Annotated in this window: 16 protein-coding genes, 1 tRNA gene and 1 pseudogene; 1 reads left to right on the plus strand and 17 read right to left on the minus strand. The window is 72.2% G+C overall.

Translation table 11 applies throughout. From position 1 onward, the window contains the following. Window positions 1–13: 13 nt before the first annotated feature. Window positions 14–1063 carry an alpha/beta hydrolase gene (locus ACLB9X_RS28425; protein ID WP_410363318.1) on the minus strand — a complete coding sequence of 350 codons (1050 nt, stop codon included), beginning with the start codon at window positions 1061–1063 and terminating at the stop codon, window positions 14–16. 284 nt (window positions 1064–1347) lie between these two features. Further along, a tRNA-Leu gene (locus tag ACLB9X_RS28430) sits at window positions 1348–1435 on the minus strand. A gap of 161 nt (window positions 1436–1596) precedes the next feature. Between ACLB9X_RS28430 and ACLB9X_RS28435 the strand changes: the two are divergent. Then, window positions 1597–2007 (plus strand): annotated as a pseudogene (locus tag ACLB9X_RS28435) (DUF2254 family protein); the annotation flags it as partial. Between the two features lie 48 nt (window positions 2008–2055). Here ACLB9X_RS28435 and ACLB9X_RS28440 read toward each other — a convergent pair. The 15 genes from ACLB9X_RS28440 to ACLB9X_RS28510 all read right to left on the minus strand — a co-directional run bounded on the left by ACLB9X_RS28440 (window position 2056) and on the right by ACLB9X_RS28510 (window position 21602). Continuing rightward, complete coding sequence (locus tag ACLB9X_RS28440; RefSeq protein ID WP_410363271.1) at window positions 2056–2679, minus strand: HAD family acid phosphatase; 624 nt, start codon at window positions 2677–2679, stop codon at window positions 2056–2058. A gap of 191 nt (window positions 2680–2870) precedes the next feature. Further along, window positions 2871–4052, minus strand: a complete 1182-nt coding sequence (locus tag ACLB9X_RS28445; RefSeq protein WP_410363272.1) for a sugar phosphate isomerase/epimerase family protein — start codon at window positions 4050–4052, stop codon at window positions 2871–2873. A 13-nt stretch (window positions 4053–4065) separates the two neighbouring features. Further along, entirely contained in the window at window positions 4066–5490 is a 1425-nt protein-coding gene (locus tag ACLB9X_RS28450; RefSeq protein ID WP_410363273.1) for an alkaline phosphatase family protein, read from the minus strand. Further along, window positions 5487–6659, minus strand: a complete 1173-nt coding sequence (gene eboE / locus ACLB9X_RS28455) for a metabolite traffic protein EboE (RefSeq protein WP_410363274.1) — start codon at window positions 6657–6659, stop codon at window positions 5487–5489. Before eboE ends, ACLB9X_RS28450 begins: the two co-directional genes overlap by 4 nt. A gap of 15 nt (window positions 6660–6674) precedes the next feature. Further along, window positions 6675–7523, minus strand: coding sequence for a TatD family hydrolase (locus ACLB9X_RS28460; protein ID WP_410363275.1), 849 nt, complete (start codon window positions 7521–7523; stop codon window positions 6675–6677). Further along, entirely contained in the window at window positions 7523–8203 is a 681-nt protein-coding gene (locus tag ACLB9X_RS28465) for an EboA domain-containing protein (RefSeq protein ID WP_410363276.1), read from the minus strand. The genes ACLB9X_RS28460 and ACLB9X_RS28465 overlap by 1 nt, the downstream gene beginning before the upstream one ends. Further along, window positions 8200–9090 carry a sugar phosphate isomerase/epimerase family protein gene (locus tag ACLB9X_RS28470; protein ID WP_410363277.1) on the minus strand — a complete coding sequence of 297 codons (891 nt, stop codon included), beginning with the start codon at window positions 9088–9090 and terminating at the stop codon, window positions 8200–8202. The genes ACLB9X_RS28465 and ACLB9X_RS28470 overlap by 4 nt, the downstream gene beginning before the upstream one ends. Then, complete coding sequence (locus ACLB9X_RS28475; RefSeq protein WP_410363278.1) at window positions 9087–10322, minus strand: UbiA family prenyltransferase; 1236 nt, start codon at window positions 10320–10322, stop codon at window positions 9087–9089. Before ACLB9X_RS28475 ends, ACLB9X_RS28470 begins: the two co-directional genes overlap by 4 nt. Continuing rightward, a complete protein-coding gene (locus ACLB9X_RS28480; RefSeq protein ID WP_410363279.1) occupies window positions 10319–11467 on the minus strand; it encodes an inositol-3-phosphate synthase in 1149 nt (382 codons plus the stop codon). Before ACLB9X_RS28480 ends, ACLB9X_RS28475 begins: the two co-directional genes overlap by 4 nt. A 106-nt stretch (window positions 11468–11573) precedes the next feature. Beyond that, window positions 11574–15263 (minus strand): ThuA domain-containing protein, encoded by a 3690-nt coding sequence (locus tag ACLB9X_RS28485; protein WP_410363280.1) that lies wholly within the window; start codon window positions 15261–15263, stop codon window positions 11574–11576. A 345-nt stretch (window positions 15264–15608) separates the two neighbouring features. Continuing rightward, window positions 15609–16616: a sugar phosphate isomerase/epimerase family protein gene (locus ACLB9X_RS28490; protein WP_410363281.1), complete on the minus strand. Its 1008-nt coding sequence runs from the start codon at window positions 16614–16616 to the stop codon at window positions 15609–15611. A gap of 12 nt (window positions 16617–16628) precedes the next feature. Next, entirely contained in the window at window positions 16629–17885 is a 1257-nt protein-coding gene (locus ACLB9X_RS28495) for a Gfo/Idh/MocA family protein (RefSeq protein WP_410363282.1), read from the minus strand. Window positions 17886–17946: 61 nt separating this feature from the next. Then, window positions 17947–18993, minus strand: coding sequence for a substrate-binding domain-containing protein (locus ACLB9X_RS28500; RefSeq protein WP_410363283.1), 1047 nt, complete (start codon window positions 18991–18993; stop codon window positions 17947–17949). A gap of 60 nt (window positions 18994–19053) precedes the next feature. Next, a complete protein-coding gene (locus tag ACLB9X_RS28505; RefSeq protein ID WP_410363284.1) occupies window positions 19054–20085 on the minus strand; it encodes an ABC transporter permease in 1032 nt (343 codons plus the stop codon). Continuing rightward, entirely contained in the window at window positions 20082–21602 is a 1521-nt protein-coding gene (locus ACLB9X_RS28510; RefSeq protein ID WP_410363285.1) for a sugar ABC transporter ATP-binding protein, read from the minus strand. Before ACLB9X_RS28510 ends, ACLB9X_RS28505 begins: the two co-directional genes overlap by 4 nt. Between the last annotated feature and the right edge of the window lie 457 nt (window positions 21603–22059).

Below are 22059 nucleotides of genomic sequence, written 5' to 3' on the forward strand. Positions count from 1 at the left end.
TCCCGGGCCGGGTTCAGCCGTCGGCGCGCAGAGCGCCGAGCAGCACCGGCAGTGAGGCGTGCAGCTCGCGCTCCCAGTACGCCCAGCCATGAGTGCCCGGCCCGTAGAAGTGGGTGGTCACGTGTTTCGCGCCCACGCGTTCCAGCTCGGCGGCGAGGGCGTGGTTCTGCCGGTTGAAGTCGGCCTCCAGGGCGCTCGTGCGGCCCGGCGGGTCCAGGGGGCCGGTCGCGCCGTCGCCGCACGACAGGTACACGGGCACCGACGTGAGCCGCTTGGCAAGGTGGAACGGGTCGTGGGCCTGCCAGATGCGGCGCTGGGCGACCGGGTCGCCCCAGACCCGCAGCGGGTCGTTGCCCTGACCGGCGAAGAAACCCATAATGCGGTCGACCGACTCGTCGTTCAGCAGCGGATGCGCCGAACCGGAGTACGCGGCAGCCGCCTTGAACATTCCGGGGTGCCGGGCCGCGTACTGCAGGGCGCCCTGGCCTCCCATCGACAGTCCGGCCACGACGCGGTGGCTGCCGGCACCCCAGTGGCGCTCCAGGAGCCGGCGCAGTTCCACGGTGTGGAAGGTCTCCCACGCGGGGTCGCCACCCTGGCCGTGGTTCCACCAGTCGCTGTACCAGCCGTTCCAGCCGGCTTCCGGCATCACCACGAGGACGTTGCGCAGACTGTCGGTCTCGGCGACGTCGGTCAGGCGCGTCCACGAGGTGTAGTCGCCGCAGCAGCCGTGCAGCAGCCAGAAGGTCGGCCAGTGCCGGCGCCGGTCGCTCGGGTCCCAGCCGTCGGGAGTGAGCAGGCGGACCTTGACCGTCCGGCCGCCCAGGGCCTGCGACCGTACCGACAGGTCGATCTGCCGGTCCGCGACCGAGGTGACCGCGACGACCTCGGCGCCGTGCGGCGCCGGGCCACGGGAGGCGTCGGCTTCCCGCTCCCCGGCGACGGTGGCCGCCGCCGGCGCCGTGGGCGGGACGGCCAGCGCCGGGGCGGTCGGCGTGAGGGTGGCCAGCAGTACGGCGAGGACGAGCAGGAGACGGGCTCTTCGGGTCGGGACGGCGGTCACGGTCGCGATCACGGCGGCTCCCTGCGATGCGGTTCGTTGCTGCCTCAAGGGTTCGACGGGCTGCACCGGCACGCCACTCCTCGGTGATGAATCGCGCATGACAACGCCTGGGTACGCGGGGTGCAGCTTCGAAAAAGGGTCCCACCGAGCGGGAGGGGACGGGAGACCCCGCGAACGAGACCGCCAAGCAGCGGTGCGCTCCGGTTCGTCACCGAGGGTCGTACCGGCATCGCAGCAGCCGCGCGGCGAAAAAAGAAAAACCCCAGATCAACTGGGGTCTCTGCTGGTGTCCGAGGGGGGACTTGAACCCCCACGCCCGATAAAGGGCACTAGCACCTCAAGCTAGCGCGTCTGCCATTCCGCCACCCGGACCGGTGGTCGGCCCCGGTCTCCCGCGGCGACATGGACAACAATACCAGGGGTTCGAGGTGCCCTTCACCCACATAACCCGTGGTCAGGGGGTGCCCAAGGGCCCGACACCGCGACATGACGGCATGTGTCCGCACAGACGCGCAGCGTACGGCTACGTTTCGCCGGGCGGCTGCCCGCAGAGGAGGCGCGATCGGGCACCAGGGCGGGCCGGGACCCTGCGGGACGTCCATGTCGCCCGGCTCGTGCGGGCCGCGCGGCGCAAGGGGGTGGTCCTGCGACTGGTCCCCCGCATCGAGGACTTCGTCGTGCCGGGGACACCCGTGCTCGCCGTGCACGGCGGGCGGGGCGGTCTGCCGTCGGGGCGCATCCTGCGGTCAGCCGTGACGGTGGGCGTGCAGCGGACCCGGCGGCTGGTGGCCGGGCTCGACGACCTGCGGCCGCTCGTGCCCGAGGCGCGGCGCGAGCCGCTGGAGCGGCATCGCGCGCTGCTGGTGCCGGCCGTGCGCGCCGCCCTGCCCGAGGCGGCCGAGCGCGCGTTCGCGCTGGAGCCCGACCGCCAGGGCATTGGTTGAGCCTTCGGGGTGTACGGGTGACGTGAACGGCCGGCCGTACGGCCAGGGTTACGACAACTGGCCGTCGTAGTCCGGCAGTTTGAACGTCCGCTCCGCGTGGCCGCCGACCAGGTCGGTGGTGTTGTTGCCGATGTTGGCGATGATCGTGTAGCCCTTGGCCTCGATCTCGGCGCGCTTCTCGGTCTTGTAGGCGCTGACCTCCTCGAACAGGTCGGGCAGGTCGCGCACGTACAGGCCGTCGACCGGGTAGCCGGTCTTCTTGAGGTTCCAGTCGGTGAGGGAGTGGATGATGCCGGGGCGCGCGGTGACGAAGAAGACGGCCACACCGCGGGAGTCGGCGTAGCGGGCGAGGTCGCGCATCGTGGCGATGGCCGGGGTGGGCAGCTCCCAGAACGGGTGGAAGTGCGTCTCCAGCGAGGTGTTGTCGATGTCGAGGACGATCGCCTGCTTCTCGCCGGACGCGTCGTCCGTGCGCTGCTCGATGTACGGGCGGGCCTCGGCGACGACGGCGGCGACGTCGCGCAGCCAGGTGTCGTAGTCGACGCTCTGCGTTCTCGCCGTGGCTGTCGCCGCCGTCGTGTCGGCCTCGGCCGATGCGACGGGGAGGGCCGCGACGAAGCTGAGGGTGGCGGCGGTCGCGGTGACGCGGACCGTCCAAGTGCGTGCATGCATGGGGGGTTCTCCTGGGTGTGGAGGAGCTCAGGGAGCCCGTTCGGCCGTGATCGGGCGAACGGGTTGACATGCTCGCGCTTAATGATGGACGGCAGGCGACGTTCTTACTACCGGTCGGTAGCGTGTTTTCGTGCGCGTGTTCCCGAACGGCCCGTCCGGAGCCCCCTGTTCACCGGACGGGCCGGTCCGCGTCAGCGCTGGGCGCGCAGCGCCGCGAGGTTGTCGTAGCTGATCCGCGCGACCTCCAGGGACTGTCCCGGATTCGTGGCGCTGGGCGCGCCGTCGTGCTCGATCATCGGGTTGTGGTAGTTCTTCGCGCCCACGCGCCGGAAGAACGTGCGGTAGTCGATGTCGCCCTCGCCGAACGTCACCATGTCGTAGCCCTGGCCGTTCTGGGTGTTGACCGTGCCGTCCTTGGCGTGGAACAGCGGGTAGCGGGGGTTGTGTCGCGCCACCAGGCCCGCCGGGTCGAAGACCTGCTCCCGCGTCGACCCGTCGTGGGCGGTGTAGGTGTGGAACTTGTACTGGGCGACGTGCGCCCAGTAGATGTCCATCTCCAGCCAGACGAGCCGCGGGTCGGTCACCTCCAGGAAGTACTCCAGCTTGCGGATACCGGAGCTGCGGGTCGGGCGGCCCAGGGCGTCGAGCGGACCGCCGTCGAGCAGGAAGCCGTACGCGGAGTCGTGGTTGTGGGTGTAGAGCTTGACGCCCTCGCGGCGGGCGATCTCACCCAGCGCGTTCCACTTGTCGGCGGCGACGTCCCAGTCCGCCCGGTAGGAGCTGCCGGTGGGGTCGCCGCCGGTGCCCATGTGGGGCATGCCCAGGATGTTGGCGATCTCCAAATGGCGCTTGAAGGTGTCGAGATCGGTGGGGGTGAGGGGCCATGAGCTGGGGATGAAGCCGTGGTTGCCCTGTGCCCGCAGCCCGTACTCGTCCAGCCAGGAGCGCAGCAGTCGGGCGCCCGCCGCGGTCTCCAGGTTCGCGCCGCCCGGGGCGTTCGGGTGCTGGCGGTAGCCGGCGAACTCCACCTGGCGGTAGCCGTAACGGGACAGCTGCTGGAAGACCTCGCGGAACCCGGACGGCAGGTCGGTGAGCTGGGGGTCGCGGCCCGTCGCGTCGCGGACGGTGTAGAGGATGATGCCGCGCTTGTGGGGCGGGATCAGGGCGGAACGGCCGTGGTCGCCGTCTCTGTCGTCCCCGGTGTCCTGGGCAAGGGCGGGTGCGGCGCCGACGACGGGGGCCGCGATCGCCGCGGCTGCGGCGGCGGTGCAGGTGCTGAGGAACCGTCGGCGGCTGACACCGAGGGCGCGGCGCAGGCGGTCGTCGGTGGCGGTCTCTTCGGGATACGCGGTCACGGTGATGGCCTCTCTCATTCGATTGAACACTTCACGCGGGTCGCTCTGCACGCGCGGCAGGGCCCTGGCGGTCGACCCCGGCGAGACGGAGCAGCAGGGACTTCACATCGGTGGCCGCGGTGCGGCCGGCCACGGCGCGGGGGGTGGAGCACAGGATGAGCGGACCTTGCTCGTCGCTCGCGGGGAGCCGGCCATGGCTGCCGCGCACGGGTGAGGGGTCGAGGGGCACGACCGCGAGGCGGTAGCGCATGCCGAGCTTCTTGCGGGCCACGGCGGTGGCGGCCTTGAGCCGTACGTAGGGGTCCTCGGGGTCCATGAACAGCTCGACGGGGTCGTAGCCGGGTTTGCGGTGGATCTCGACGAGTTGCGCGAAGTCGGGGGCGCGGGCGTCGTCGAGCCAGTAGTAGTACGTGAACCAGGCGTCGGGATCGGCGACGGCGACGAGCTCCCCCGAGCGGGGGTGGTCGAGACCGTGGGCCTTCTTGCCCTCGTCGCCGAGGATCTCGTCGATGCCGGGCAGGTCCGTCAGGGCCTCGCGCGTGACGTCGAGGTCCTCGGGGCGACGCACGTACACATGGGCGAGCTGGTGGTCGGCGACGGCGAAGGCCCGTGACGTCATCGGGTCGAGGTACTCCATGCCGTCCTGGGTGTGGACCTCGAGGAGCCCGGCACGGCGCAGGGCGCGGTTGATGTCGACGGGGCGGCTGACGCGGGTGATGCCGTACTCGGACAGGGCGACGACGGTGCGGCCCTCCTGCCGCGCGTCCTTGAGGAGGGGGCCGATGACGGTGTCGAGGTCGGCGGCGGCCCGGTGGGAGCGCGGGTCGTCGGGCCCGTAGCGCTGGAGGTCGTAGTCGAGGTGTGGCAGGTAGCACAGCGTCAGGTCGGGGTGGCGGGTGCGCATGATGTGGCGGGTGACGTCGACGATCCACTGGCTGGAGACGATGTCCGCGCCCGGCCCCCAGAAGCGGAAGAGGGGGAAGGTGCCGAACTTCTCGGTGAGTTCGTCGTGGAGGGCGGGCGGCCGGGTGTAGCAGTCGGGCTCCTTGCGGCCGTCGGCGTAGTAGACCGGACGCGGGGTGACGGTGATGTCGGTGTCGGCGCCCATGGCGTACCACCAGCAGATGTTGGCGACGGTGTAGCCGGGGTGGGCGCGGCGGGCGGCGTCCCAGATCTTGTCGCCGGAGACGAGGCCGTTGTGCTGGCGCCACAGCAGGACGTCGCCGAGCTCGCGGAAGTACCAGCCGTTGCCGACGATGCCGTGTTCGGAGGGGAGGGTGCCGGTGAGGAAGGTGGACTGGGCGGCGCAGGTGACGGCGGGCAGCACGGTGCTCAGGGCGGCCTGGGAGCCCGCTGCTGCCATCGCCTTGAGCTGGGGCATGTGGTCGAGGAGCTCGGGTGTGAGACCGACGACGTCCAGGACGAGCAGGGGGGTGGGGAGTCGGGTGTCGTTCATGGCAGTTCCTTGAGGCCGAGGTCGGTCAGCAGGTCGCGGGCCAGGGTGAGTTCGGCGGCGATGCCGTCGGCGAGCTGGGTGCGGTTGCGGGGCCGCAGCTCGGGCGGGAGGGCCTGCCAGGTGTAGGTCTCGACCTCCAGGTGACGGGTGCGGGGTGCGGGGCCGCCGACGAGCCGGGTCAGGGTGTCCTGGAGCACGGGCAGGGTGGAGGTGAGCGGCGGTGCGGGCGGCGCGTGCAGGGGGACGTGGAAGTGGGCGCGCCAGGGGGCGCCGTCGGGGAGGGCGCCACCGCCGACGGCCTCGGCGAGGTCGTCGGTGCCGCGGAGCCCGGCGGCGGTCCGGGTGCGGGTCTGGTGCAGGAAGCGCGGCTCGGCGAAGGCGGCGAGGGCCTCGCGCACGTCCGGCAGGTGGGGGTGTTCGGCGTGCAGGGCGGCGGACAGCTGGGCCTTGGGGATCGTGATGCCGGCCGCGGCGAGTTGGGCCAGCGCGGTCTGCGGGTCCTCGAAGGAGGTGGCGAGATGGCACGTGTCGACGCAGATGCCGATGCGGTGGCCGGCACCGATGTCGGTGAGCGGGCCGATGGCGTCGGCGGTGGTCTCCACGGTGCAGCCGGGCTCGGGTTCGAGGGCGATCCGGATGGACCTGCCGGTCAGTTCCTCCAGGGCGTCCAGCCGCTCGGCGAGCGTCGTCAGGGCCGTGCGGGCCATGCGGGCCGACCGCTCGTCGAAGGCGGTACGCCAGGCGAGCGGCAGGGTGGAGACGGTGCCTTCGGTGACGTCGTCGGGCAGCAGGGCGGCGAGGAGGCGGGCGAGGTCGGTGGTGTGGGCGAGGCGTTCGGGGTCGGCCCAGTCGGGCTTGTACACGCGGTACTTGACCTCGTCGGCGCCGAAGCCCTCGTAGGGGAAGCCGTTGAGGGTGACGACCTCCAGTCCGCGCCGGTCGAGTTCCAGGCGCAGGCCGCGCAGGGCGGCGGGGTCGTTGATCAGCGTGTGGGCCGCGTCCCTGGCGAGCCACAGCCCGATGCCGAGCCGGTCCCTGCCGAGGCGTCTGCGGACGGGTTCGCTGTGGTCCCGCAGCTGGGCGAGGACTCCGTCGAGGGTCTCGGCGGGGTGGACGTTGGTGCAGTACGAGAGGTGGACGGTGGACCCGTCGGGGTGGCGGAAGCGCATCCGGGGCTCCTCCCCTCATTCCCCGCCGCGGAGGATCGAATTGCCCTCGTGGAGTGCTTCGGGGGCGGGCACGTCGAGCTGGAGACGGCCGCTGAGGCCGTAGAAGGCGACCGGGTTGCGCCACAGGACCTGGTCGACGTCGTCCTCGGTGAAGCCCGCGGCGAGCATCGCGTCGGCGACCTTGCGGGTCTTGAGCGGGTCGCTCCTGCCCCAGTCGGCGGCCGAGTTGACGAGCACCTTCTCCGTTCCGTACGTCTTCAGGATCGTGACCATGCGGTCCTCGTCCATCTTGGTGTCGGGATAGATGGAGAAGCCGAGCCAGCAGCCGCTGTCGATCGCGTGCTTGACGGTCGTCTCGTTGAGGTGGTCGAGCAGGACGCGCTCGGTCGGGAGCTCCGACTCGCGGACGACGTCGACGGTGCGGTGGAGTCCGGCCAGCTTGTCCCGGTGCGGGGTGTGGACGAGGGCGGGCAGGCCGTGGTCGGCGGCCAGCTGGAGCTGGGCGGCCAGCGCGGTGTCCTCGGCCGGTGTCATGGAGTCGTAGCCGATCTCGCCGACGGCGACGACGCCGTCCTTGACGAGATAGCGGGGCAGGGCGTCGAGGACGGGCGCGCAGCGCGGGTCGTTGGCCTCCTTGGGGTTGAGGGCGATGGTGCAGTGGTGCGCGATGCCGTACTGGGCGGCGCGGAAGGGCTCCCAGCCGAGGAGCGCGTCGAAGTAGTCGAAGAAGCTGGCCGGGGAGGTGCGCGGCTGGCCGAGCCAGAACGACGGTTCCACGAGGGCCCGGACACCGGACGCGTACATCGCCTGGTAGTCGTCGGTGGTGCGGGAGGTCATGTGGATGTGGGGATCGAAGATGCGCATCAGGACTCCTCCTCGGGCTGCTCGGGGGACGGGGCGGGCGCCGTGACCGCGGGGCCGGTCCGGTCGCCGGTCAGGGTCAGCACACGGGAGAGGTCCGCGGGGACGTCGCGGCCCGCGGCGCTGCGCTCGGCGGCGAAGTCGGCGAGCATGCGGGCGAGTTCGCCGTCGCCGGCGGCGCGCGTGTCCAGACCCGCCACGGCGTCGACGGGGACGCCGGTGAAGAGGCACTTGAGGACGGCGTGCCGCCAGGCGTGCGGATCGAGGTGGCTCGCGGCGTAGGGGCCGACCGCGGCGGCGACGAGCCGGGTGTCGTTGGTGCGCAGCGCGTCGTCGACCAGCGGCAGGGCCTGCGGACCGTGGACGAGCTCGGGCAGCGCGAGGAGCACGGCGCGGCGCTCGGCGGCGCTGCCCTGCTGGTAGAGGCGGATGAGGGTGTCCAGGCCGGCGCGGGCCTCGCCGAGGATCAGGATGCGGGCGGCGTCGGCGTGCTTCTGGCTGCAGTGCCGGCCGGCGGCGGCGAAGCGCAGTTCCCAGGAGTGGGTCGCGTAGGGGGAGGAGGCGTTCGGTGGCGAGGCGGCGGCTTCAGCGGCCTCGGTGAGCGCGTCGCCGAGCCAGGCACGGGCGGGGGTGTCGAGCTGCTCCTCGAGTTCCTTGCGGGAGGGTGCCGGTGCGGGCGTCACGATGCCGGTGCTCCTTTCGTGCCGGTGGTGCGGGCCGGGTCTGCTGCGTGGAGGAACTCGATCGAGGCTCGGGCCAGTTCGGGGCCCGCGTGGGAGTGGCGGGGCAGTTCGACCACCGTGAGGCCCTCGTATCCGGTGGCGGCGAGGGCGTCGAGGACAGGCGGGAAGTCGATCTCGCCGTCGCCGAAGGGCAGGTGCTCGTGGACGCCGCGGCGCATGTCCTCGATCTGGACGTGCCGCAGCCAGGGGGCCGCGGCCCTGATGCAGTCGGCGGGCGGTACCGTTTCCAGGCACTGGCAGTGACCGATGTCGAGGGTGAGGCCGAGGGGCGACGGGTTGCCGAGCGCGGTACGCAGGTGGTGGAAGTCGTCGAGGGTGGCGAGGAGGTGCCCGGGCTCCGGCTCGATCGCCACGGGTACGCCGGCCGCCGCGGCGGCGTCGAGTACGGGCCAGAGCCCGTCCTCCAGGCGCTTCCAGGCCGTGTCGGCGTCGGTGCCGGGAGGGGTGATGCCGCTGAAGCAGTGCACGGCGTGGGCGCCGAGGTCCCCGGCGACGTCCACGGCGGTGCGGAGCAGCCCGGTGCGGGCGGCGCGGGCGTCGGGATCGGGGTCGAGGAGGGAGGGCCCGTGCTTGCGGCGGGGGTCGAGGACGTAGCGGGCGCCGGTCTCCACGGCACAGGTCAGGCCGAGTGCGCCCAGCCGGCGGGCGACGCGGGCGGTGCGGGCGGCGAGGTCGGGAGCGAGCGGGTCGAGGTGCATGTGGTCGAGGGTCAGCCCGACACCGTCGTAGCCGAGGTCGGCGAGCAGGGCGAGGGCGTCGTCGAGGCGCAGGTCGGTGAGGCCGTTGGTGCCGTAGCCGAGGCGGAGCGGGGAGGGGTGGGTGGTCATGTGGGGCTGACCTTCCGTGCGAGCCTGCGGGCGATCGGCACGAGCCCCATGACGGCGAGGCCGGTGAGGGGGGCGCCGGAGCGGGCGGCGAGGGCGGCCTGGAGCGGGATCATGGCGCGGATGCCGCCGCCGACGGCGCGCTGGGTGAGGGGCGGGGAGGGGTTGAGGGCGGCGTGGAGGTAGCCGGTGCCGGCGGTACGCAGGTACGCGGCGGCGAGCAGTGCTTGGACCGCGGCCGCCGCTGCTCGGCCGGGTGGCCGTGGCGCGGTGCGGGCGGCGAGGGCGGCGAGGGCGGTGGTGCCGGCGAGTGCGGTGGCGGGGGCGAGGGTTGAGCCGCCGTGTGCCTCGTGGCGGGAGACGGAGGTGACGGCGTAGGTGTGGGCGGCGAGGGCGGCGGCGGCGCGGGCCGACGTGGAGAGTCCCCCACCCCGCCCCTTCCCCAAACCCTGACGGGACACGGGGGGCTCCGCCCCCGGCCCCCCGGCGGCAGCTGCGCGCCGCGAACCGCGGGCGGGCGCCGCGAGCGGGCGGGGAGCGCGGCGCGCTCCGGGCGGCGTGGGGAGTCCCCCACCCCACCCCTTCCCGAAACCCTGACGGGAACCTGGGGGCTCCGCCCCCGGCCCCCCGGCGGCGGCTGCGCGCCGCACACCGCGGGCGGACACCCCCGACGGCGTACCCTCCAACCCGCCGGCGGGCGCTCCCGAGGGCGTGAACCGGCCGGTCCCGGGCACCCGCGTCGCGGACAGCGTTGCCGTGGTGCCCAGGAGGAGGTCGAGGGCGCGGGCTGTGGCCATCGTGGCGGGAGCCGCCGGGGTGTGCTTGAGGTGGAGGTCGTACGCCCAGACCGTCGCCGACAGGGCCGTCGCCACGGCCAGGGCGGGACGGCCCGCGCGCGACGCCAGGGCGAGGCCCGCAGCGGTGAGGGCGCCGGCCGCCGTCAGGGCCGCGCCCGGTGTGATGCGGCCGGAGGGGATCGGGCGGTGCGGGCGGTCGACGGCGTCCTCGTCGTGGTCGGCCCAGTCGTTGAGCGCCATGCCCGCCTCGTACAGGCACAGGGAGGCGCCCACGGCGAGTGCCGTGCCCCGGTTGGGGCGCAGTCCGGCCGCGGCGGCGCCCGCGAGGGCGTCGCCGGGGACGGTGAACAGGGCGGAGACCCGCAGCAGTTCGGCCCAGTCACCCAATGTGGCACGGCCCGGCGGCGGCGCGAGGCGGGACAGCAGGGAGCGGATCACCGGGTCTCCCGCAGGCGGTCGGCGAAGGACAGGAGCGCGGTGAACTGTTCGGACAGGCCCGCCGGGCCGCCGTCCGGGTCCTTGAAGTAGAAGCCGAGTTCGGGCAGGGGCCCCGAGATGCCTGCCTCGTGGGCGCGGGCGACGAGCCGGGCGAGGTCGAGGACGAGGGGCGCGGCGAGTGCCGAGTCGCAGCCCTGCCAGATGGTCTGCAGGACCATGCGGGAGCCGAGGAAGCCGTCGAAGGCGATGTGGTCCCACGCGGTCTTCCAGTCGCCGAGCTCGGGGACGTCGTCGATGTGGACCTCGCCCTGGGGGCTGTGGCCGAGGGTGTCGGCGAGGACGCGTTCCTTGCCGGCGTTCTTGGCGGCCGCGGCGGCGGGGTCGGCGAGGGCCGCTCCGTCTCCGCCGCCCAGCAGGTTGGTGCCGGACCAGGCCCGTACGGACAGGGCGCGCTGGACGAACATCGGGGCGAGGACGGAGCGCAGGAGGGTCTGACCGGTCTTGCCGTCGCGGCCGGCGTGGGGAAGTCCACTGGCCGCGACGGCGTCGGTGAGGGCGGCGGTGCGCAGCCCGGTGGACGGGGTGAAGTTCACGTACGGGCAGCCGGCGCGGACGGCGGCGGCCGCGTAGAGGGAGCTGGGCTGCAGCCGGACGTCGTCCGGTCCCGGGAGGGGCTCGGTGGAGGACACGTTGACGACGACGACCCGGGTCAGTGCGTTGCGCGAGCGGAACGAGACGAGGTCGGCGGCGAAGGCCGTGATGAGTTCCTCGTCGGTGCGGGTGTCCCCGGCGAGCGGGCCGCCGGGTCGTATCTCCCGGTCGGCGGCGGCGAGGTCGGTGCGGACGGCACCCGCGAGGCCGTGCGGGAGGACGCCCGCTTCGGTGAGGTGCTCGGCCCGCTTGGGCAGCGGGCAGTTGGCGGTGTCGTGGCCGCCGAAGACGAGTGAGGGCAGGGCGGGCAGACCGGTGCCGGCGAACGGCGGGGTCTCGGTGACCATGCCGGTCGGCGGATGCAGTCCGGCGGTTACCGCCGCGCATCCGGCGACCGCGGTGGTGGCCACCGATCCGCGTGCTCCGACGAACCAGACCCCGGTACGGGGCTCCGTCGCGTTCCCGTCGTTGGTCACGGGCTGCCTCCCTGCCATGTCGATGTTCCGATGGGGATGGAGGACGGCGGGCGGGGGTACGGCGCCTCCCCGCCCGCCGCCGGCTCGGTGGCGGCCCTCAGTGGGTCGCGCCCCCGGAGGGGGACTACGAGGGCAGTTCCTTCAGCTGGATGTCACGGAAGGACACCTGGTCCGCGGCGCCGTGGTTCTGGATGCCGATGTAGCCGTCCCTGAGGCTGCGGGCCGGGTCGGTGTTGGTGAAGTCGTTGATCTTCTCGCCGTTGAGGAAGACCCGCAGGCGTTCGCCCTCGACCCGGATCTCGTAGGTGTTCCACTCGCCGGGCGGCCGCAGCACGCGGTCGCGGGTCTGGATGTCGGCCGACTGGAAGCCGTAGACGGCGCCGGTGGTGCGGTCGGGGGCGTCGGTGGCGTCGATCTGGACCTCGTAGCCGTTGTTGACCGCCGACCAGGGGTCGTCGGAGGCGGGGAAGCCGACGAAGACGCCGGAGTTGTCGTCGCCCGCCATCTTCCAGTCGAGCTTGAGGGAGTAGGAGTGCAGCTCCTTGGCCTGGTACCAGAGCATGCCCATGCCGCCTTCGCTGCGCAGTTCGCCGTCGACGACGTCGAACCCGCCCGGGCCGGCCTGCTTCCAGCCGTCCAGCGTCTCGCCGTTGAAGATCGGGCGGTAGCCCTTCCTCGGCGTGCAGTCGGCGTCGGCCTGGCCGGTGGCGTAGCGCAGTCCGCCCAGCAGGTGCCGGCGGAAGGCCGGCTCGGCGTAGGACTCCTTGGTGTGGCCGCCGCCGGTGTAGAAGGCGCGGCCGCCCTCGTAGGTCTGGCACCAGGCGATCGGGTGGTCGCCCTTCATGGTGCCGCCCGTGTAGCTGGTCTCGTCGAGGGTGGCGAGGACGCGGGCCTGCTCGCGAGGGTTGGTGCGGTAGTTGTACCACTCGTCGGTGCGCTGCCAGGATCCGCCCAGGTGCTCGGTGGCGGGGTGGTCGTGGTCCTCGACGCGTACGGTCGCGGGCTGGATCTGCGGGTGCGAGGCGAAGTAGGCGCCGACGAGTCCGCCGTAGAACTCCCAGTCGTACTCGGTGTCGGCCGCCGCGTGCACGCCCATGTAGCCGCCGCCGGCGCCGACGTAGTCCTCGAACGCCTTCTGCTGGTCGGCGTTCAGGACGTCACCGGTGGTGGACAGGAACACGACCGCGTCGTAGCGGGCGAGGTTGGCGGCGGTGAACTGGCGGGGCTCCTCGGTGGAGTCGACCGTGATGCCGCTGCTGTCGCCGAGTTCCTTCAGGGCGGTGATGCCGGCCGGGATGGAGTCGTGCCGGAAGCCGGCGGTCCGGGAGAAGACGAGGACGCGCTTGGCGGCCTTGTCGACGGGCTCGTCGGAGATCTCGAAGTCGTCGACGTCGTACAGGGCCCCGGCCCCGCCCTTGAAGACGAGGAACAGCTCGGTGGTCCGCTTCGGGACCGACGTGAGCCGCACGTCGACGTTCTGGAAGGTCTCCCAGCCGCCGGTGACCGGCACGGGGGTGGAGCCGAGCAGGGTGCCGCTCGCGGACCCGGCCCGCACCTCCAGGATGCCGCCGGTGCCGCCGGAGGAGACGCGGGCGGTGAGCTTGGTGGATCCGGCGAGGTGGTACGGGGTGAAGGAGATCCAGTCGCCGTTGTGGATGTCGCCGACCGTCTTTCCGCCGTTCGCGGTCGCCTTGTCGTACGTCCGGATGCCGGCGGAGTCGTCGAAGTGCTCGGCCTGCCGGTGGCGCGGCTGCAGCTTCGCCTGGTCGTGCGTGGTCAGCGGGGCCTGGCCGCCGCCTCCGCCGTCGGTGTACTCGGCGTCGAAGACCCCGAAGATGTCGGCGTTGGCGTCGTGTCCGCCGTCGGCCGAGGTCTTGATCGTGCCCGTGCAGCCGTTGGCCGAGGTCTCGGGGTGACCGTGGCTGTCGTGGCCGAGTATGTAGGTCACCTTCACCTTGGCGCAGTCGATGGTCCCGTCCTCCGGGTCGGAGGCCGTGACCTTGAAGGGGACCTCGTCGCCGAAGGCGAACAGGGCGCCGTCGGAGGGCAGTTCCAGCGTCACCTTGGGCGCGGTGTTGCCGACGACGACGCGCACGCTGGCGGAGCCGGTGCGGCCGCTCGGGTCCTTGGCGGTGACGGTGGCGGTGTAGGTGCCGTTCTTCTTGTACGTGTACGTGGGGTCGGCCGCGGTGGAGGTGCCGCCGTCGCCGAAGTCCCAGCTGTAGGTGAGGTCGTCGCCGTCCGCGTCGGTGGTCCCGGCGGAGGAGAAGGACACGCGCAGGGGCGCCGTGCCGGAGGTCCTGCTCGCGCTCGCCTCGGCGACCGGGGAGCGTCCTCCGGTGGCGTTCTCGATGCGGTAGAGGCCGGAGTTCTCGTCGCCGCCGAACCAGGCGGTCCCGTAGTCGAGGACGTACAGCGCGCCGTCCGGGCCGAAGGCCATGTCCATGATCTGCGTGCCGGTCCACGGGACCGGGTTGATGGACTGCACAGTGCCGTCCGCGCCGTGTTCGATGCGCTTGATCCAGCGCCGGCCGAACTCTCCGGCGAAGAAGTCCCCGTCGTACTCCTCGGGGAACTTCACCGGGGAGGTGGAGGCGGCGTCGTAGCGGTAGACGGGTCCGCCCATCGGCGACTCCGAGCCGGTGCCGAACTCGGGCACCGATCCCCCGTCGTACGGGATCCACGCGGGCTGCGCGGGCGGCAGGTCGACGAGACCCGTGTTGTGCGGCGAGTCGTTCTTGGGGGCGGCGCAGTCGAAGGCGGCGCCGGAGGTCCTGGTGGCGAAGTCGTAGTCGACGTAGGCGTCGTTGTTGCCGGTGCAGAACGGCCAGCCGTAGTTGCCGGGGCCGGTGACGCGGGCGAACTCGACCTGTCCGGCGGGACCGCGCCGGGGGTCGGCGGCGCCGGCGTCCGGGCCGTAGTCGCCGACGTAGACGATGCCCGTCTTCTTGTCGACGCTGAACCGGAAGGGGTTGCGGAAGCCCATGGCGTAGATCTCGGGCCGGGTCTTCTCGGTGCCGGGGGCGAAGAGGTTGCCCTCGGGGATCGCGTACGAGCCGTCGTCGTTCACCTTGATGCGCAGGATCTTGCCGCGCAGGTCGTTGGTGTTGCCGGAGGTGCGGCGGGCGTCGTAGGCGGGGTTGCGGCCGGGGCGGTCGTCGATGGGGGTGTAGCCGTCGGAGGCGAAGGGGTTGGTGTCGTCGCCGGTCGACAGGTACAGGTTGCCCGCCGCGTCGAAGTCGATGTCGCCGCCGACGTGGCAGCAGATGCCGCGGGTCGCCGGGACGTCGAGGATCTTCTTCTCGCTGGCGTTGTTCAGCGTGCCGTCCTCGTTGAGGACGAAGCGGGAGAGCCGGTTGACGCCGTCGTACTTCGCGAAGTCCGCTGCGGTGCCCTCGTTGGGCGCGTCGCCCGCGGGGGTGTCCATGGGGGGCGCGTAGTAGAGGTAGACGAAGCGGTTCTCGCCGAACTTCGGGTCCAGGGCGATGCCTTGGAGACCCTCCTCGTCGTGCGAGTAGACGGGGACGGTGCCGACGACCCGGGTGTTGCCGGCGGCGTCGGTCATGCGCAGCTCGCCGTTGCGGGACGTGTGGAGCACGCTGCGGTCGGGGAGGACGGCGAGCGACATGGGCTCGCCGGTCTCCTCACCGCCCTTGGCGAGGGTGACCTGCTGGAACTCCGCGGCGGCCGGGGCCGCTTCGGGGTCGGCGGCGGTCGCCGCCGTCGGCGCGGTGAGGGCGAGCGTGGTAGCTGCGAGGAGACTGCCGGTGAGGAGCGCGAGGGCCTTGCGGCCCCTGGGCCTTTTTCTGTGCACGGATGTCCTCCGGTAGTGGCCGGTCGAACGAGCGGGTTGCCGTGGAGCGCTGGGGGTGTCCCCCGTACCGCGCTCGCCTCGTGGAGCGGTGCTGTTCGCGGGTGCTCTTCCTCGAGCTGCGAGAGCTCCGCGCCGGGCTGGATGCCGTGGAACGGGAGTGCGCCGTCACTCCTGCACCACCTATGTCGTGTACACGAGAGGGGACGGTAGCCGGGTTCATCCTGGACGGAAAGCCCTTGCGCAGCAGGGAAGTTGAACTTTTTCCCGTAGCAGGACAAAGGCGTACCCGGGCGTGTCCGACCGGCCCGGCGGCATGCGTGCCACCGGGCTCGGACCAGGTGTTTTCTACTGGTCGCCGCCTGAGAAGGCGGCGTCGAAGGAGGCGCTGGGCGGGTCGAAGTCGAACTGCTTGAGATGCGCAAGCGCTTGTGGGGCGCCGGCCAGCCGGTCCATCCCGGCGTCCTCCCACTCCACCGAGACGGGCCCGTCGTAGCCGATGGACCGGAGCATCCGGAACACGTCCTCCCAGGGCACGTCGCCGTGCCCGGCGGAGACGAAGTCCCAGCCGCGGCGCGGGTCACCCCAGGGCAGATGGGAGCCGAGCCGCCCGTTGCGCCCGTCCAGACGCCTGCGGGCCTCCTTGCAGTCGACGTGGTAGATCCGGTCCCGGAAGTCGTAGAGGAAGCCGACCGGGTCCAGGTCCTGCCAGACGAAATGGCTGGGGTCGAAGTTCAGCCCGAACGCGGGCCGGTTGTCGACCGCTTCGAGGGCCCGCTTGGTGGTCCAGTAGTCGTAGGCGATCTCGCTGGGGTGGACCTCGTGGGCGAAGCGCACGCCCTCGGTGTCGAAGACGTCGAGGATCGGGTTCCACCGCTCGGCGAAGTCCTCGTATCCGCGCTCGATCATGCGTTCCGGGACGGGCGGGAACATCGCCACCAGGTGCCAGATGGACGAGCCGGTGAAGCCGATGACCGTGTCGACGCCGAAGGCCGCCGCGGCGCGCGCGGTGTCCTTGATCTCCGCCGCGGCCCGCCGCCGTACGCCCTCCGGCTCCCCGTCGCCCCAGATACGGGCCGGCAGGATGCCCTGGTGCCGCTCGTCGATGGGGTGGTCGCAGACGGCCTGGCCGACCAGATGGTTGGAGATCGCCCAGCAGCTGAGGCCGTACTTCTCCAGCAGCGCGTGCCGGCCGTCCAGGTACGACGGGTCGGCCAGGGCCTTGTCCACCTCGAAGTGGTCGCCCCAGCAGGCGAGTTCCAGACCGTCGTAGCCGAAGTCGCGGGCCAGCCGGCAGACCTCCTCCAGTGGCAGATCGGCCCACTGACCGGTGAACAGTGTGAACGGGCGTGGCATGGGACCTCCTTGTCAGACCTGTGCCTGTACGGCCCGGGCTGTTGCTCGTTCCGCTACTCCCTCGTCCGCACCGGCCGCCGGTACGGGGGTGTAGACGGCGTTCTTCTGCGCGCTCTCCTCCACCGCGGCGAGCACCCGCTGCACCTGCAGCCCGTCGGCGAACGAGGGCACCGGCTGCGCCCCGGTGGCGATGGCCACGACCAGGTCGCGGGCCTGGTGGGCGAAGGTGTGCTCGTAGCCGAGCGCGTGGCCCGGCGGCCACCACGCGTCCAGGTAGGGGTGCTCCGCCTCGGTGACGAGGATGCGGCGGAAGCCCGCGGTGACGGCCGGTTCGCGGTGGTCGTGGAAGGAGAGTTCGTTCAGGCGCTCCAGGTCGAAGGCGAGCGAGCCGAGTTCGCCGTTGACCTCCAGGCGCAGGGCGTTCTTGCGGCCCGACGCCATCCGGGTCGCCTCGAACGAGGCGAGGGCCCCGGAGGCGAGGCGCCCGGTGAACACGGCCGCGTCGTCGACGGTGACCGGCCCCCGTTCCGCACCGCCGGACGCGGTCAGACCTGCCGACGCCCCCCGCAGCAGCGGCCGTTCCTTGACGAAGGTCTCCAGCTGCGCCGAGACCCCGACCAGCGGCTCCCCCGCCAGGTACTGCGCGAGGTCGACGATGTGCGCGCCGAGGTCGCCGAGCGCCCCGGACCCCGCGTGCTCGCGCTCCAGCCGCCAGGTCAGCGGGAAGTCGGGGTCGACCAGCCAGTCCTGGAGGTAGGCGACCCGGATGTGGCGCAGGGTGCCGAGCCTGCCGTCGGCGATGAGCCGGCGCGCGTACGTGAGGGCGGGCACGCGCCGGTAGTTGAAGCCCACCATGGCCAGCTGGCCGCGCGCGCGGGCCGCCTCGGCGGCGCTCGCCATGGCCTCGGCCTCGGCCACCGAATTGGCCAGCGGCTTCTCGCACAGGACGTGTTTCCCCGCCTCCAGTGCCGCGACGGCGATCTCCGCATGGCTGTCCCCGGGTGTGCAGATGTCGACGAGCTGCACGTCGTCGCGGGCGACGAGGGCGCGCCAGTCGGTCTCCGCCGCCGCCCAGCCGTGCCGGTCGGCCGCCGCGCGCACGGCGTGCGCGTCGCGGCCGCCGATCGCGGCGAGGACCGGCCGCAGCGGCAGGTCGAACACCCGGCCCGCGGTGCGCCAGCCCTGGGAGTGCGCGGCGCCCATGAACGCGTAGCCGATCATGCCCACGCCAAGTGTTGGCGGCGCTGCGTCGCTGTCCCTCTGTTCCATACGGATCCTCCTCGTCGGTGTGCACGGTGGGGGTCGGCTCCCTGGGAGCCCGGCGCGCCGGTCAGTTGAAGCCGGTGGGCAGGTACTCGTCGACGTTGTCCTTGGTGACGACGGCGGAGTAGAGGGTCAGGGAGGCCGGGATCTCCAGTTCGGCCATGCCGCTGACGCCCTTGCCCTGTCCGAGCGCCCGCGCCAGGTCGATGGCGGAGGCCGCCATCGTCGGCGGGTACAGGACGGTGGCCTTGAGCACGCTGTTGTCGGCCTTGATGGCGTCCATGGCGGACTTGGCGCCCGCTCCGCCGACCATCAGGAAGTCGTCGCGGCCGGCCTGGGCGATGGCGCGCAGGGCACCCACGCCCTGGTCGTCGTCGTGGTTCCACAGGGCGTCGAACTGCGACTGGGCCTGCAGCAGTTGCGCCATCTTCGCCTGGCCGGACTCGACGGTGAAGTCGGCTGCCTGGCGGGCCACCTTCCTGATGTTGGGGTAGTTCTTCAGGGCGTCGTCGAAGCCCTGGGTGCGCTGCTTGGTCAGTTCGAGGTTGTCGAGTCCGGCGAGTTCGACGACCTTGGCGTTCGGCTTGTCCTTGAGCTGTTCGCCGATGTAGTTGCCCGCGTTGAGCCCCATGCCGTAGTTGTCGCCGCCGATCCAGCAGCGGTAGGCCTGCGGGGAGGCGAAGATGCGGTCCAGGTTGACCACCGGGATACCGGCCTTCATGGCCTGCAGGCCGACCTGGGTGAGGGCCTTGCCGTCGGCGGGCAGGATGACGAGGACGTCGACCTTCTTGTTGATGAGGGTCTGGACCTGACCGATCTGGGCGGCCGTGTCGTTGGAGCCCTCGGTGATCTCCAGGGTGACGTCGGCGTACTTCTCGGCGCGTGACTTGGCGTTCTGGTTGATGGCGTTGAGCCAGCCGTGGTCGGCCTGGGGGCCGGCGAAGCCGATGGTGACGGCCTTGCCGGGCTTGTCGTCGGCGACGGGGGCGTTGTTCGTGGCCTGTTCCTGCTGCTTCGGCTCGTTGCTGGTGCAGGCCGTCAGCAGGGCTCCGGCGGAGACGGCGGCGGTGCCGAAGAGCAGTCCTCTGCGGCTGGTTGCGGGGATGTGCGGCATGGCGGATCGACCCTTCAAGTGGGCGGTGCGGGTTGGGGGAGGTGCGGGTGCGCGGGGCCGTCAGGCGTCGCCGCCGCGCAGGGTACGGCGCTGGACGAGGACGGCGGCGACGATGATCGCGCCCTTGGCGATCTGCTGGACGGCGGTCTCCAGGTTGTTCAGCGCGAAGATGTTGGTGATCGTCGTGAAGACCAGGACGCCGAGGACGGAGCCGACGATGGTGCCGCGGCCGCCGCTGAGCAGGGTGCCGCCGATGATCGCGGCCGCGATGGCGTCGAGTTCGTAGAGATTGCCGTTGGTGTTCTGGCCGGAGCCCGCGAGGACGATCAGCATGAACGCGGCGATGCCGCAGCACAGGCCGGACAGCAGGTAGAGGTACAGGCGCTGGCGCCGTACGTCGATGCCGGCGAGCCGGGCCGCCTCCGCGTTGCCGCCGACGGCGACGGTGCGGCGGCCGAAGGTGGTGCGGTTGAGCAGCAGCCAGCCGATGACGGTGACGGCCGCGAAGACCAGCACCAGCGGCGGGACGCCCAGGATGTAGGCGTCCCTGACGCCGAGGTCGAGCACCTCGTTCACGGTGACGATCTGGGTCTTGCCATCGGTGATCTGCAGCGCGAGGCCGCGGGCCGAGGCGAGCATGGCGAGGGTCGCGATGAACGGCACCATCCCGCCGTACGCGATGAGCACACCGTTGACGAGTCCGCAGCCCACGCCCACGATCACGGCGGTGAAGAGGATGCCGGCGAAGCCGTACTCTTGGGTCGCCACGGTCGTGGCCCATACGGAGGCGAGTGCGACGATCGCGCCGACCGACAGGTCGATGCCGCCGCTGGTGATGACGAACGTCATGCCGACGGTGACGACACCGATGACGGACGCCTGCGTCAGTACCAGCTGAAGGTTGCTGACCGCGAGGAACTCGTCGGGCTTGGTGATGCCGCCGACGGCGATCAGCACGGCGAGCACGCCGAGGAGCGAGAGGTTGCGGACGTCCGCGCGCAGTCCGAGCGGCCTGCGCCCCCCGCCTGCCGGTGCGGACGTGGCGGTGGCGGCCGGCGCGTCCTTCTGCGCCGCAGAGACTGGCTGCGTCATGCCGTCGGGCTCCCTTCCATGACAAGGTCGAGTACGCGGTGTTCGTCGAGCTCCCGGGCGTCGGCCGTGTGCACGACGGTGCCTTCGCGCAGCACCAGCACACGGTCGGCGAGGCCCAGGACCTCGGGCACTTCGCTGGATACGAGCAGGACGGCGAGTCCTTCGTCGGCCAGCCTGCGGATGACGGCGTACAGCTCGGCGCGGGCGCCGACGTCGACGCCGCGGGTGGGCTCGTCGAGGAGGAGCACCTTGCAGCCGCGCAGCAGCCAGCGGGCGAGCACGGCCTTCTGCTGGTTGCCGCCGGAGAGGGTGCGGATGCGGGCGTCGGGGTTGTCGGGCCGCAGGGACAGTTCCCGGGTGGCCTCGTGGGCGGCGGCCCGCTCTCGGCGGTGGTCGAGCCAGCCGGCGCGGGAGAAGCGGGAGAGGGTGGAGATCGAGACGTTGCGGGTGACGGACTCCAGCATCAGCAGGCCCTGCGCCTTGCGTTCCTCGGGCGCGAGGCCGATGCCGGCCCGGACGGCGGCGCGGACGCTGCCGGGCCGCAGGGGGATGCCGTCGACGAGGACACGGCCCGCGGTGGGTCTGCGGGCCCCGTACACGGTCTCCAGGATCTCGCTGCGTCCGGAGCCGACGAGTCCGGCGAGACCGACGATCTCACCGGGCCTCAGCTCCAGGTCGACGGGTGCGAACTCGCCCTGCCTGGCCAGCCCTTCGACGCGCAGGACCGGTTCGCGTGCGGCGGCAGCGCCCGCGGGCCGCTCGGGGAAGACGTACTCGACGTTGCGGCCGGTCATCAGCGCGACGACGTCGCGGGTGGGTGTGGACTCGGCGGGCAGGCCGACGGCGACGGCGCGCCCGTCCTTGAGGACGGTGACCCGGTCGCCGATGCGGCGGATCTCCTCCAGCCGGTGGGAGATGTACACGACGGCGACGCCTTCGGCGGTGAGGTCGCCGACGATGCGGAAGAGGTTGTCGACCTCGTCGGGGTCGAGGGCGGCGGACGGCTCGTCCATCACGATCAGCCGCACGTCGTGGGAGAGGGCGCGGGCCATGGAGACGATCTGCTGCTGGGCCGCGGACAGGTCGCCGACCCGGCGGGCCGGGTCGATCTCGGTGTGCCCGAGCCGCCGCAGCAGCTGTGCGGTCGCCTCCCGGGCGGCCGCGCCGCGTACGACGAAGCCGGCCGCCGTCGGCTCGTGGCCGAGGAAGACGTTCTCGGCGACGGACAGCCCTTCGACCAGGTCGAGTTCCTGGTAGATGGTCGCGATGCCGAGGCGCATGGCGGCGATGGGCGACTTGAGCGACACGGTCTCGCCGCGCCAGGTGATCTCGCCGCCGTCGGGCTGGTGGGCGCCGGCGAGGACCTTGATCAGGGTGGACTTGCCTGCGCCGTTCTGCCCGAGGAGGCAGTGGACCTCGCCGGCCTGGACCTCCAGGTCCACGCCGTCCAGGGCACGGACGCCCGGGAACGACTTGGTGATGCCGGACATGGTGAGCAGGGGTGGTTCTGGTGCCATGACGAATCCCCTCGGCGGGTGCGGCCGGTGAGCGGGCAGGGCGGATGAGGGTACGAGGGCGGGCACGGGGCGCCCCCGTCGGTGCGGCGGGGGCGTACGGGCGGGTGCACGGGGTGGTGCGGCTCGTGCGTCGACCGGTGCGGGTGGTGCGGTGGGTGGTGCGGTGTGCCGGGTGCTCGTGGTGCGGGTGCGCGCGGTGGTGCCGGCGCTCGTGGCGCGGGTGCTCGTGGCGCGGGTGCTCGTGGCGCGGGTGCTCGTGGCGCGGGTGCTCGTGGCGCGGGTGCTCGTGGCGCGGGTGCTCGTGGTGCCGGCGCTCGTGGAGCCGGCGCTTGTGGTGGGGCGGTGGTTGTGCCGTGCGGGTGGTACCTGTCGTACGCGCGTGGTGCCTGTCTTACGTGTGATGCCAGTCGTACGCGTGGTGCCTGGTCGTGCGGACCGGTCCGGGGGCGGGCCGGTG

Origin of the sequence: Streptomyces sp. 5K101, from assembly GCF_046506645.1 — a bacterium.
In the GTDB taxonomy this organism is placed as follows: Bacteria; Actinomycetota; Actinomycetes; order Streptomycetales; family Streptomycetaceae; genus Streptomyces.